Source organism: Enterococcus sp. BSD2780061688st2 D3 (assembly GCF_005844145.1).
Lineage (GTDB): Bacteria > Bacillota > Bacilli > Lactobacillales > Enterococcaceae > Enterococcus_B > Enterococcus_B durans.
Genome location: NZ_SPHN01000004.1, coordinates 78936 through 92419, shown reverse-complemented (window position 1 = coordinate 92419; position 13484 = coordinate 78936). Strand labels below are relative to the sequence as shown.

Here is a 13484-nt window from a genome sequence, read left to right as displayed (position 1 = left end):
GGTCCTCTTCGAATAAATTTGGTTGAAATTTTCAAAGGTTTATAAGATAATGGGTGTCGTGTTGAATATAGTGAAAAAAATGGATGATAGTTAAGAGAAGAGGATTCAAATGGAAAATCAAAATAAATTGTATCATTTCGTTGGCATCAAAGGATCAGGAATGAGTTCCTTGGCTCTTGTTTTACATGAACAAGGTTTAAACGTGCAAGGATCAGACATTGAAAAATATTTCTTTACTCAAAGAGATTTAGAAAAAGCAAATATCAAAATTTTACCTTTTAATGCGGATAACGTAAAACCAGGGATGACAATCATTGCTGGTAATGCTTTTCCAGATACACATGAAGAAATCCAAAGAGCGAAGGAACTAGGGTTAGAAGTTGTTCGCTACCATGATTTCATTGGAGATTTCATCCAAAATTACACCAGTATCGCTGTTACTGGCTCACATGGGAAAACTAGTACGACTGGTCTGCTTTCCCACATGTTGACAGGTATCCGTCCAACGAGCTATTTGATCGGAGATGGTACAGGTCATGGGGATCCTCAAGCCGAATTTTTTGCGTTTGAAGCATGTGAATATCGCCGTCACTTTTTGGCTTATTCACCTGATTATGTCATCATGACAAATATCGACTTTGATCATCCTGATTACTACACAAGTATCGATGATGTGTTCACTGCGTTCCAATCAATGGCTAAACAAGTCAAAAAAGCAATTTTTGCCTATGGTGATGATGTGTACTTGAGAAAATTGGAAGCTGATGTGCCGATCTATTATTATGGTGTATCTGAAAATGATGATATCCAAGCACGTAATATCGAACGAACAACAACTGGTTCTGCTTTTGATGTGTATCATGGCGAGGAGTTTGTTGGACATTTCGTCGTACCAGCTTTTGGAAAACACAACATTCTAAATGCACTAGGTGTGATTGCGGTCGCTTACTTTGAAAACTTAGATATTGAAGAAGTCGCAAAAGAAATGTTGACTTTCCCAGGCGTGAAACGTCGTTTTAGTGAAAAAATCGTTGCCGATATGACTGTAGTTGATGACTATGCGCATCACCCAGCAGAAATCAAAGCTACGATCGATGGTGCACGTCAAAAATATCCTGACAAAGAAATCATTGCAGTTTTCCAACCACATACATTTACACGTACGATTGCGTTGATGGATGAATTTGCTGAAGCACTTGATCTTGCAGATAAAGTATATCTTTGTGATATTTTTGGTTCAGCACGTGAAAAACAAGGTGATGTAAAAATCGAAGACTTAGGAGATAAGATCAAAAAAGGCGGACAAGTCATCAAAGAAGACAATGTCTCTCCTTTATTAGATTATCATGATGCAGTGATTATTTTCATGGGTGCGGGAGATGTCCAAAAATTTGAACAAGCCTACGAAAAATTATTGAGCAGTACAACAAAGAATGTTTTGTAATTTCTTGTTGAACTAAATATACGTAAGAATAGCATGTGACAGGAATAGTGAAACTAAAAAAAGAAATCTTTGGGAAATTGCTGGTTGCGATTTTAAAACATTTCGATTTGTTTTTTGAAAAAATTTCTTGAACATGGATTATTCGATGCGAGAAGGGGTGTGACGATATTTCGTCGCATCCTTTTTTTGTGCAATTAGTTAACTAATGCACAAATAAGCGATTTATTGAAAAAAATCCATTGGCAAAGGGGATAACTAGTAGTATTCTTAACTAAATAAAATGGTTTCAAATAACTATAACTAGTGGAATAAGAATCGGTATGCTTGGTAGAAATAAATGTTTTTTGTTCCTTAGAATGAAGGTGAGGGAAAGAATGAATTATCCATTATTAGCACAAAAAATGCCACAGCGCATCAAAAAAGTTTGGCAAAAAAGCATATTCTTAACTAGCGTTATTTTCTTATTATTGGGTATCATCATGTTTGGGATACTCCGTTATTTACATCAACTGTCAGCACTGTGGGGTAGCATACTCATTGGCTATTTTCTCATCGTATTGATTGTGACTATTCTGAAATTCATCCTTGTTCCTTATCGTTATGAATTTCATCGCTATGAGATCACCCCAGAAGACTTGGTCTTTCAAAAAGGGTTTATTTTTCGCTCAACGACCTATGTCCCAATCAATCGAATCCAACATGTCGAAACGGAGCAAGGACCTTTCCTACGCCAACAAAACCTGATTCAAATTGCAATCCACACGGCTGCCACCACCCACCGATTAGCTGGTTTAGATATGGAGGAAGCACAAGCTTTGCGTCAGCAGATCATCGAATTAGTAAAGGTGGCGAAGGAAGATGTCTAAAAAGGTTCATTATCACCCGTTGACCATTCTTCTCCATATTTTATCTGCATTAAAAGCGTGGGTACCATTTATAGTCATCGGAATTATCAGGAATGGGTTCAAAGATGGTTGGGGGATGCTTTTGATTTTTGGAGGAGCCGCCATGTTGCTTAGTATGTGGGCCTGCGTAAAATACTTCTTTGAGTCTTATACGATCGATGCAGATAAAATGGTCATCTATGAAGGGATCATCCGAAAAAAGGAAATCGAGGTAACGTATGAACGAATGCAGGCAATCAAGCAACGCCAATGGTTCTTTTTGGTCCCCTTTCATGTCGTAAGTCTACAGATCGAGACTGCTGGAGGAGAGAGCAAACCAGAAGTCAATATTCCAGCCATACCGATCCGGGTGTTCAATGAAATCGAACATTACCGGCAGCATGCAAACGACAAACAAGAAAAAAACTTTCCTGAACAGCAAGCAGATGAAGCGGTTATTGAGAAGAGTCCGCTTTACGAAGAACAAGCTGTTAAATATCAATTAACGAATCGTCAGATCTTTCTGTTTGGCATCACGGATCTAAGTGTGTTTATGGGGATTTTCGTTGTGTTATTGACAATCGAACGGTTTATGTCAAAAGAGTGGGTCGATGAGGTTGCAGATGTGACGATCTCGGCTGTCCAAACTGGTGGACTGTTCGTTGTGGCATTCGGAATTTTATTTATGGTCGTTGCGATGCTTTTTGCAATGATCAAAAGCATGATTACGTACTATCATTTCAAAGTGAGCTATTTCGAGAAAACATTGACGATCGAACGAGGATTACTTGAAAAGCATGTTCAAAAGATTCCACTCAACAAAGTGCAAGGGATTCGAATCAAGCAAAATATATTGAGAAGATTACTTGGGATCTCATCAGTGGAATTGATTTTAGCAGGTGGACAAGAACAAAAAGAAAATGCAGATAACACAGCTAAAGTCCTGCTCCTACCAATAATCAATGAAAGTGAATTGTATTCGGTGTTACAAATGATCTATGCTGATTGGCAAATGGCAAAACCAACCATACAAGCTGTTTCACGAGGACGCTGGTTTTATTTTTCCCGCTGGTCCATCGCTGTGCTATTGCCACTAGCAATTATTTCTTTTTTCTTTTACTGGTGGTTGGGAACGATCCTATTGTTGGGGCTGCTCTTTGGCATAGCAACGGACTTACTGAATAGCCATAATCAAGGATTGGCTTTTCTTTCAGAGTCGCGAATTTGTATCCAAAATTACCAATATTTTACAAAAGTCCAAACATTTATTGACCGAGCAAAAGTCCAATCGATCGAAGAAACCAGTACGCCTTTTCTTTACCGTAAAGATTTAGCCCATCTTAGTTTGCAGTTGAGAGAAGGAAATGGGTGTCTAAATGTCAAATTACGCTATATGAAGGGGAAAGATATCCAACGAGTCACTCGTTTTTTTAGAACTGCAGTCTAAGAAAAAGCGAATCATTTTCGGACCAGCAGGATTCTTAAGTATATCTAGTGTTTAGTTAGTGGAACTTGCCTTTTCTGTTTGTTTTGGTACAATGAGTAATGATTAATATATAAACTGGAGGGTTTTTATCTTGAACATAGGTAAACCGCGTAAATTAGGAAAAACAATCAATGAAATCGAGGAAGGAGACTCGTTATCTTTAACAGAATCGATCGAAGATAACCAGTTATTGTTATATCTAGGTTTGACAAATGATGCCAATCCTTTGTATATCCAACATGATTTTGCTCAAAAAACAGAATACCACCAACCAATCGTTCCATCGGTGATGTTGATGGGGATCATTACCAGTGCAATCTCGAAACATCTGCCTGGGCCAGGTTCACATGTCGTCAATTTTTCTGTGAATTTTATTGAACCAGTTTTCCATTACGAAACATTGACTTTTCAGTTTGAGGTCATCAAAGTAGACAAAATGAAAAATGTAGTAACAATTTCTGTGGAAGCAACCAACAGTGTCGAAAATCGAGTATTAGATGCTGTAGTAATGGTTCAACCAGCAGAAGAACCAGAATTAGAAATTACACTTGAAAGTGAAGGTGAATAATATGAACAATCAAAATACTATGGCAGCAGGAATCAATCGATTTTATGCCAAGGTTTATGCTTTTCTAGGTGGAGGGCTTGCATTGAGTGCTATCGTGTCTTATTTGACACTTCAAGTTTTCCCTTACCAAATCGCTTCATTCATCAACAACTTCCCGTTAGGATTTATGGGACTGTGGATCGTAGAGTTGATTTTAGTCATGGTTCTCGGAGTGAAAGCACAAAAGAATCCTAGCTTAGCTATTGGTGGCTTTGTCGCTTACTCATTGCTAAATGGACTGACACTTGCCGTTACATTATCTTATTATGATATTGGCAGCATTACCAAAGCATTCATCACTGCTACAGGTATGTTTTTAGGGATGTCAGTTGTCGGGATGGTCACGAAGAAAGACCTAAGCGGTGTTGGTCGTGCGGGAATGGCTGCATTGATCGGCGTGATCATCGCAATGGTATTGAACATCTTCATTTTGCGAAGCAGTGCAGTTGAATTATTCATCTCGCTTCTGCTTGTGTTGATTTTTGCAGGGATCACGGCTTATGACAATCAAAAAATCCGTAGTATCTATGTGCAAAGCAATGGAACAGCCCACAGTGGGATCGCCGTCTTCTTGGCACTACAATTGTATCTTGACTTTATCAACTTGTTCTTAGCCTTCTTAAGAATTTTTGGTAAAAACAATTAACAATAGAAAAAACGTATTTAACAGGGGTGTGACAAAAATCTTGTCACACTCTTTTTTTGAATAAACGGTGCAGAAGTACTTCTGCAATAACCGTATTTTTTATTTATAGAAGAAAATTTCTCACGTTTTTCTTTTCGCTTTCCTACGTATTCTTTGTTAGAATGAAGAAGAACTTTACAGTAAGGAGTTAAACAAATGACAAAACATAAATTATTACTCGTTGATGGGAATAGTGTAGCCTTTCGGGCATTTTTTGCGCTCCACAATTCATTAGAACGCTTCAAAAATAGAAACGGTCTCCATACAAATGCCATCTATGCGTTCCATAACATGTTTGAGAATGTGATGCAAAAAGAACAACCTACCCATGTTTTAGTCGCCTTTGATGCGGGAAAAACAACTTTCAGAACAGAGATGTACGCAGAATATAAGGGTGGCCGTTCCAAAACTCCTGGAGAATTCAAAGAACAGATGCCTTATATCCGTGAATTACTAACTGGTCTAGGTGTGAAATATTATGAACTGCCGAATTATGAAGCAGATGATATCATCGGTACACTAGCAGAAAAAGCCAATAAAGATGAATTTGATGTGGTCGTTTTATCTGGTGACCGTGACTTGACGCAGCTAGCTAGTAAAGAAATCAAAGTGGATATCACTGTTAAAGGTGTGAGTGATATTGAAAGTTATACACCTGAACATGTGGCTGAAAAATATGATGGATTGACCCCAAAACAGATCATCGATATGAAAGGACTCGCTGGCGATGCCTCAGACAATATACCAGGAGTAACGAAGATCGGTGAAAAAACAGCAATCAAATTATTGAAACAATATGGTTCAGTCGAAGGAATCTATGAACATATCGATGAAATGAAACAAAGCAAGATGAAAGAGAATCTTATAAATGACAAAGATCAAGCCTTCTTATCCAAAGAACTAGCGACGATCAATACGCAAGCGCCTGTCGAAATCTCTATCGATTCCTTGAAATATGAAGGAAAAGACTTGGATAAATTGGTTCCATTCTACAAGGAAATGGAATTCAAACAGTTTCTTTCTAAACTGGCTATCGTAGAAGAAGAAACGCCAATGACCGATATCTTATTTGAAGTCGTTCATGAGTTCCATGAAGACATGTTCACTACAGATATGGCGCTGTATGTCGAAATGATGGGAGAAAACTATCATACTGAGGATATCGTTGGTGTTGCTTGGGGAACGAAGGAAAAAATCTATGTGACGAATGATCTGGCTATCTTTGAAAACGAATCTTTCCATTCTTGGTTAGCTGATCCTACTCGGTTGAAGAAAGTGTATGATGCAAAACGCACGTATGTTGCCTTGAATCGTTACACAACGAAAACAAAGGGCATTGATTTTGATGTGTTATTGGGAGCCTATTTACTGGATACCAACGAAAAAAGTACAGATATCGAAGGAATCGCCGCTCATTACGGCTATCATGAAGTCCAATCGGATGAAGCTGTCTATGGCAAGGGAGCAAAAAAAGGATTACCTGAAGATGAAGAAGTCTTTTTTGCACATTTAGCTCGAAAAGTCTCTGCTATCAATGTGCTAACGCCTCAATTAACCAAAGAATTAGCAGAAAAGAATCAAGAAGATCTTTTCAGAAAAATGGAATTGCCGTTATCGATCATCTTGGCTGAAATGGAAATCAGTGGGATCAAAGTCGATGCGACTCGTTTACAAGAAATGAAAGTTGAGTTTTCTGATCGTTTGAGAGAAATCGAACAAAAAATCTACCAAGAAGCAGGTGAAGAATTCAATTTGAATTCACCTAAACAACTTGGAGTCATCTTATTTGAGAAAATGGGACTGCCAGTTATCAAAAAAACGAAAACAGGTTATTCCACAGCCGTCGATGTATTGGAACAACTAAGAGAACAAGCGCCAATCGTTGATGATATCCTAACCTATCGCCAAATCGCCAAAATCCAGTCTACTTATGTTGAAGGGTTACTTAAAGTGATCCAATCAGACGGAAAGGTCCATACTAGATATGTCCAAACCTTGACACAGACAGGACGTCTAAGTTCAGTCGATCCGAATCTGCAAAATATTCCGATTCGCTTAGACGAAGGACGGAAAATCCGTCAGGCGTTTGTACCAAGAAAGAAAGATTGGTTGATTTATTCATCTGATTACTCTCAAATCGAATTGCGTGTCCTTGCTCATATCTCAAATGATGAACATTTAAAAGCTGCCTTTCTTGAAGGGCAAGATATCCACGCAAGTACAGCAATGCGGGTATTTGGAATCGAGAAAGCAGAAGATGTGACACCAAACATGCGCCGTCAGGCAAAAGCAGTCAATTTTGGGATCGTGTATGGTATCTCCGATTATGGATTATCGCAAAATTTGGGGATCACTAGGAAAGCGGCACAACAGTACATTGATACGTATTTCGAAAAATATCCTGGGGTCAAAGAGTATATGGAACGAATCGTTCGAGAAGCAAAAGATCAAGGATTTGTCGAGACGTTGTACCATCGCCGTCGCTATTTACCAGACATCAACTCACGAAATTACAATATCCGTTCATTTGCAGAAAGAACGGCGATCAACACACCAATACAAGGAAGCGCCGCTGACATTCTAAAAATCGCAATGATCGAACTAGACAAGCGTTTGAAGGAAGAGAAATTGGAAGCAACGATGTTGTTACAAGTGCACGATGAACTTGTCTTTGAAGTACCTGAAAAAGAATTAGAAACACTTGATCACTTAGTCAGTGAAGTAATGGAACACGCTGTTTCCCTCCATGTCCCATTGATTACAGATAGTAGTTGGGGAAAAACATGGTATGAAGCAAAATAAGTGAAGAAAGAGCGAAAGAATCGAAGGTGAAATAATGCCAGAATTACCAGAAGTTGAAACTGTTCGAAAAGGTTTGGAGCGGTTAGTCACTGGGAAAACAATAAAAAAAGTACAAGTATTGTGGCCTAAAATCATTGAACAGCCAGAAACACCGATTTTTGAAGCGACATTGATTGGTGAACGAATCGAGTCAATAGGACGAAGAGGGAAATTTTTGATTTTCCATTTAAGCCACTATGAGTTGATCTCCCATTTGCGAATGGAAGGGAAGTATCAATTTGTTGAAACAAATCAGCCTATTGATAAGCATACCCACGTCCTATTCTTCTTTGAAGATGGAAGTCAGCTGAGATACAATGACGTACGTAAGTTTGGACGTATGACACTCGTTGATAAGGGAGCGAGTGACACGTATAAAGGTATTTTGAAATTAGGGCCGGAACCTTTACCAGATCAATTTTTGCTTGATCAGTTTATTCTGGGCCTGGGTAAGTCCCATAAGGCAATCAAGCCTTTATTACTTGATCAAAAATTAGTTACAGGATTAGGAAATATCTACGTGGATGAAGCACTCTGGGAAGCGAAAATACACCCAGAGCAACCAGCCAACACATTGAAGCCAAAAGAAATCGAATTATTAAGAAAAGCAATCATTGATGTATTGTCACGTGCAATAGAAGCAGGCGGAACTACGATCAGAAGTTACCTCAATGCATTAGGTGAAGCAGGTAGTTTTCAAGTAGCACTACATGTCTATGGACAAACTGGCCACCCTTGCGTTCGCTGTCATACACCAATTGTTAAGACTAAAGTAGCGCAAAGGGGGACGCACTATTGTCCAAATTGCCAAAGACTGAAAATAAAATAGGGTTTGTATTAGGGTTGACAGGTGGAATTGCTACAGGAAAAAGTACAGCAGCGGCTATTTTTAGCAATCATGGTATACCAATTGTTGACGGGGACATTATCGCTCGTGAGGTAGTCGCACCGAAAAGCGAAGGCTTATTGGCACTAGTCAGTGTATTTGGAGATGTGATCCTCCAAAAAAATGGCACCCTTGATCGGAAGGCATTGGGACAAATCGTTTTCAATTCTGCCGAGGAACGAAAAAAAATGGATCGGCTACTTGATCCGTTCATCCGTACAGCAATCACAGAAAATATCGAACAATTGAAAACTGAATATCCATTAGTTGTGGCAGACATCCCGCTTCTTTATGAGGGGCATTATGAGCAACTCATGGATGCAGTGGCAGTGGTTTATCTGCCTGAAAACATCCAAATACAGCGACTGATGAAAAGAAATCATCTAAGCCTTGAAGAAGCAAAACAGCGAGTCAGCAGCCAGCTGTCCATTGAAGAAAAAAAAGCACTCGCTGATATCGTTTTTGATAATAGTGGGAGTAAAGAGATGCTCGAAGCACAGATCAAAAACTGGTTAGCGGAATCTCGCAATCGATTTCTTTGAGTATATCCAGTAATTTTGCTATGCTGAATATAAATCGAAGAGGAGGATTGCTATGGGGACTTTTAAAAATCAAAAAGATAAAGTGGTTGGCTCAGCAAAAGAAAAAATCGGTGAACTCATCAATAAGGAAGAATTGAAAGATGAAGGCCGTACTCAAGCAGAAATTGCGAAAGAAAATGAAGAAAAGTATCAAGCCAGAATAAATGAAATTGAAGATGAGCAAGCAGAGGCAGAAGCGAAAAATCAAGATTTAACGAAAGAACGAACAGCAAAAAATGAACGCAAAAAAGCACCGCTTCCTGAAGCAGAACATATCCCTAATCAGCAAAAAATCGACGAACAACGTATGAAACATTATACGGGTATCGAAGAAAAACTTTGATCGATCTACATGCAAAAAATGAGTTGAATGAATACACGAATAAACCAAATCCTTGGTGACACCCGAGGATCTTGGTTTATTTTTTATTTTCTAAAGATAGCCCAGAAGTTCAGTCAATCTCAAAAATGTTCTGATCGGTGTTTATCTGTTTGATGAACGTTTGAAGTAATTGTGCTAATAAAATCAAACTAAGCTAGACTTACTGATGGATCAACTAGCCAAGAATAGCGATACAATTTTTAGAAATATCGCCCCAGTTGAATGAGAGCGGGAAAACAATCATCATAGTCGTACATGATAAAATGGTACAGTTGGGCTGATACGATTGCTCTCGGTGGACAAAGAGAAATAAGACAACTATACTTGTCGATCTTAAACTGAGTGTGCTTGATGCAAACTAAGCAGCCTTAATGTTTGATAGTGGGGGCAAGGCTAGTTGTTTAGGACTCTATTTCACACGTCCAATGTGAATATAGAAATCGAACAAATTACGTACAAAATTGGAAAAAAATGTTCTTGTATTCGCGTTTTTTTGTACAGGAAAGTCGCGTTGAACACACGTTTCGTGTTATAATACAACTAGTTGCAATTTGTAAAAAATGTAAATATTTATGAGAAAAAACGTATTTACTATTGTGAGCAACGATCATTTAATCGAAGTCCATCAAAGCAGCCATTTCTACTTTCAAGATTTGGGTATTTGATATGAAAATAGTAGTTTGATAGAAACACTCATAAGAAGAGGTGAAGAAAATGAGATGTCCTAGATGCCAACATAATAATTCTCGCGTCATTGACAGCCGACAGGCAGATGATGGACGAGCAATCCGAAGAAGAAGAGAGTGCGAAAGTTGTTCTTTTCGTTTTACTACATTTGAAAGAATCGAAGCGGCACCATTATTAGTCATCAAAAAGAATGGTGAACGTGAGGAATTCAATCGCGACAAAATCTTGCGTGGGTTGATCCGCTCAGCAGAAAAACGACCAGTTGCGATGGAGCAGATGGAACAAATCGTAAACCACGTAGAAAACCGGGTCAGAAGCCTTGGTGAAAACGAAGTATCGACCACATTGATCGGGGAATATGTCATGGAAGATTTAGTCAATCTTGATGAAATAGCCTATATTCGTTTTGCAAGCGTCTACCGCCAGTTTAAAGATATGTCTGTTTTCTTAAAGGAATTGCAAGATATCGTTGATAAAGCAAAAGAAAACAATAAAGAAAAATAAGAAGTAAGGAGGCCTATTTCCTTGGATAATGCATGGAAAGAGCTTCAACCCAAAAATATCTACCAAGGAAGAAAAAGTCATCCTCTAAAAGAAGATGGAAGATCTGCCTTGTTGTACCTGTATCAGCCATTGATCGGTGGAGAAGCTCTAAGTCTGTACTTGACCCTCTTATCAGAAATATCAGCTGAAAATGGCCAATCACCAGAAGGATTGCATGCAGATCTCTTGAGTAGTTTGAGTTGTGGATTGCCCCAATTTTATGAAGCACGTAAGCGATTAGAAGGAATCGGTCTTTTAGATGTTTTTTACAAAGAAGACGCCAGCTTAGGAGCTTGTTTTATTTATGAATTATTAGAACCAATGGATGCCTTCGCTTTTTTCAAAGATAGCGTACTTTCCTTCTTGCTTTTAGAAAAGGTGGGAGAACGCCGCTATGAACAGTTAGTCCAATTATTCCAACCAAAGACATTTTCGTCTCAAAGCTACCAGAAAATCACAAAAAAATTTTTGGACGTTTATCGGTTCAGTGAAGCTGCTTATGCTGCTAATCAGGACAAGATCGAAAATGTGCAAGCAGGATTTCAACAAGAAAAACCAGGTTCATTGGTATCCGATTCAGACCAACCTAAACTAGATTGGGCCTTTTTGACAGAGTGGCTGACCAAAAAACATATCCCAGTTCTGGAAGATCCATTAAAAGAACAAATCGAGATGTACCATCAGCTTTACGGCGTGGATGAATTGACTATCGGTGAATGGATCGTTCTAGCCTATGATTTTTCTGAACAAAAAGTCTCGACAAAAGAATTGCAAAGAATTGTTTTGACAAGTCAAGCACAAAAACCAAAAAAAAGTGATCCAACAAGTCCAGAAACAGGTATAGAAGAAACGGTTACTGCTGACAGTTCGTTACCGAACGCCATAGTAGAGTTGATCAAAGAAGCCCAAAGTATCCCACCAATGAAGTATCTTGAAGCATTAAAACAAGAAAAAGGCGGTTTTGTCTCAAAACAAGAAACATGGTTGATGCAAGACTTAGTTTCTCGTTCAGGCTTATCAAGTAGTGTGATCAATATTTTAGTCAACTATGTGTTGGTCATAAGAAATCAAGCAAGTTTAAATGCAAGCTTCGTCAATACGATTGCGAATGAATGGGCCCAAAATAAGATTACTACTCCAGAAGAGGCAATCGAGCATATCCGTACGATCAGTAATCAAGCAAAACAAACGAAAAAAAAGACAACACAGTCATACGCATCTACGCGGCGCAATGTACGCCGTGAAAAACTCCCTGATTGGGTAAACAAACCAAAAGAGGAACAAAAAATCAGTAGTGAGAAAAAGGCAGAGATCGAACGTAGATTTAAAGAATATTTTGCAAAAAAGGAGGGTGATAGCTAGTGGAAGATGTCGGAAAAGAGCTAAAGAAAATCATTAGCAGAAGAGATTATCAGCAGAAATTTACTGAGATGATCCAAGAAGTCTTGAACGATCCAGATGTTCAAAGTTTCTTATCAGAACATCAAGAAGATTTGACACAAGCAGATATTGAAAAAAGTTATGCTAAACTGTATGAATTTGTTCAAGAAAAACGGAAGTATCAAAAAAATGATCCCACGATGATCGCACCAGGCTATGAGCCCAAATTGACTCTGAACTTTCACTATGTCGATGTGACGTATGTACCAACAGAAGCTTTGCTTGCGAAAAAAAGACAAGAAGAGATCAAAAGTCGGATCAAAGCAGTGGATATGCCCAAAGATATCCAAGATGCCTCATTCAAAAATTTCGAACGCACAGATGGTCGGAGCTATGCCAGCTTCGAGGCGCTTGATTTTGTCGAACACTATAGTGCTGATCCTAAGGGGTACCACAAGGGACTATATCTAGTCGGTAGTTTTGGGATCGGAAAAACGTACTTGCTAGGTGCAACAGCAAGAGAATTAGCTATCAAAGGGTTCACGACCACGCTCGTTCACTTCCCGACTTTTGCGGTAGAAATGAAACAGGCGATCGGGAAAGACCAAGTGGCGGAGAAATTAGACGCAGTCAAGCGTTCACCAATCCTCATGATGGATGATATCGGCGCCGATGCAATGAGCAGTTGGATCAGAGATGAAGTATTCGGTGTGATCCTACAATATCGGATGCAAGAACAGCTTCCGACATTTTTTTCTTCAAACTTCACGATGGATGAGTTGGAACAACATTTATCTGTCACGCAGCGTGGCGATGAAGAGCCATTAAAAGCCAAAAGGATCATGGAACGGATCCGTTATTTGACCAAAGAAATCGAAATGACTGGGCGTAATCGAAGGAATGGTTGAATAATTCTTCCGAGCCTTTAGTGAAACATGCAAAATTGTGAAAGGTGTTTTGTTCAGAAATCATTACACCATATACGATAGTATCAAAGAAAATAGAACAGAAGTATTCAGCTTCAAGAAAAAAGGTTTTCCGTAAAATACTGCTAAGATTTTGCAGGATTTTCGTTTGA

12 protein-coding genes are annotated in these 13484 nt (G+C 38.8%); all 12 read left to right on the top strand.

The window, feature by feature from the left end:
* Positions 1–109: 109 nt before the first annotated feature.
* Entirely contained in the window at positions 110–1444 is a 1335-nt protein-coding gene (gene murC / locus FGQ66_RS04855; RefSeq protein WP_138301886.1) for a UDP-N-acetylmuramate--L-alanine ligase, read from the top strand.
* A 374-nt stretch (positions 1445–1818) separates the two neighbouring features.
* Entirely contained in the window at positions 1819–2310 is a 492-nt protein-coding gene (locus FGQ66_RS04850; protein ID WP_113845717.1) for a PH domain-containing protein, read from the top strand.
* Positions 2303–3775, top strand: a complete 1473-nt coding sequence (locus tag FGQ66_RS04845; RefSeq protein WP_138301885.1) for a PH domain-containing protein — start codon at positions 2303–2305, stop codon at positions 3773–3775. Before FGQ66_RS04850 ends, FGQ66_RS04845 begins: the two co-directional genes overlap by 8 nt.
* A gap of 130 nt (positions 3776–3905) precedes the next feature.
* Positions 3906–4382, top strand: coding sequence for a MaoC/PaaZ C-terminal domain-containing protein (locus FGQ66_RS04840; protein WP_005879875.1), 477 nt, complete (start codon positions 3906–3908; stop codon positions 4380–4382).
* Between the two features lies 1 nt (position 4383).
* Complete coding sequence (locus FGQ66_RS04835) at positions 4384–5067, top strand: Bax inhibitor-1/YccA family protein (RefSeq protein WP_005879873.1); 684 nt, start codon at positions 4384–4386, stop codon at positions 5065–5067.
* Positions 5068–5262: 195 nt separating this feature from the next.
* Positions 5263–7908: a DNA polymerase I gene (gene polA, locus FGQ66_RS04830; protein ID WP_138301884.1), complete on the top strand. Its 2646-nt coding sequence runs from the start codon at positions 5263–5265 to the stop codon at positions 7906–7908.
* 34 nt (positions 7909–7942) lie between these two features.
* On the top strand, positions 7943–8776 hold the full coding sequence (gene mutM / locus FGQ66_RS04825) for a DNA-formamidopyrimidine glycosylase (RefSeq protein WP_138301883.1): 834 nt from the start codon (positions 7943–7945) through the stop codon (positions 8774–8776).
* On the top strand, positions 8743–9375 hold the full coding sequence (coaE, locus tag FGQ66_RS04820) for a dephospho-CoA kinase (RefSeq protein WP_138301882.1): 633 nt from the start codon (positions 8743–8745) through the stop codon (positions 9373–9375). The genes mutM and coaE overlap by 34 nt, the downstream gene beginning before the upstream one ends.
* 52 nt (positions 9376–9427) lie before the next feature.
* Positions 9428–9757: a CsbD family protein gene (locus tag FGQ66_RS04815; protein ID WP_081134491.1), complete on the top strand. Its 330-nt coding sequence runs from the start codon at positions 9428–9430 to the stop codon at positions 9755–9757.
* A 753-nt stretch (positions 9758–10510) separates the two neighbouring features.
* Complete coding sequence (gene nrdR / locus FGQ66_RS04810; RefSeq protein ID WP_005879863.1) at positions 10511–10987, top strand: transcriptional regulator NrdR; 477 nt, start codon at positions 10511–10513, stop codon at positions 10985–10987.
* 21 nt (positions 10988–11008) lie between these two features.
* Positions 11009–12388: a replication initiation and membrane attachment family protein gene (locus FGQ66_RS04805; protein WP_081134490.1), complete on the top strand. Its 1380-nt coding sequence runs from the start codon at positions 11009–11011 to the stop codon at positions 12386–12388.
* Entirely contained in the window at positions 12388–13314 is a 927-nt protein-coding gene (gene dnaI, locus FGQ66_RS04800) for a primosomal protein DnaI (RefSeq protein ID WP_095443931.1), read from the top strand. Before FGQ66_RS04805 ends, dnaI begins: the two co-directional genes overlap by 1 nt.
* The last annotated feature ends 170 nt before the right edge of the window (positions 13315–13484 follow it).

Coding starts and splice junctions, on each gene's coding strand:
- FGQ66_RS04815 (WP_081134491.1), top strand. CDS start 9,428: ATGGGGACTTTTAAAAATCAAAAAGATAAAGTGGTTGGCTCAGCAAAA.
- nrdR (WP_005879863.1), top strand. CDS start 10,511: ATGAGATGTCCTAGATGCCAACATAATAATTCTCGCGTCATTGACAGC.
- mutM (WP_138301883.1), top strand. CDS start 7,943: ATGCCAGAATTACCAGAAGTTGAAACTGTTCGAAAAGGTTTGGAGCGG.
- FGQ66_RS04850 (WP_113845717.1), top strand. CDS start 1,819: ATGAATTATCCATTATTAGCACAAAAAATGCCACAGCGCATCAAAAAA.
- murC (WP_138301886.1), top strand. CDS start 110: ATGGAAAATCAAAATAAATTGTATCATTTCGTTGGCATCAAAGGATCA.
- FGQ66_RS04835 (WP_005879873.1), top strand. CDS start 4,384: ATGAACAATCAAAATACTATGGCAGCAGGAATCAATCGATTTTATGCC.
- polA (WP_138301884.1), top strand. CDS start 5,263: ATGACAAAACATAAATTATTACTCGTTGATGGGAATAGTGTAGCCTTT.
- FGQ66_RS04845 (WP_138301885.1), top strand. CDS start 2,303: ATGTCTAAAAAGGTTCATTATCACCCGTTGACCATTCTTCTCCATATT.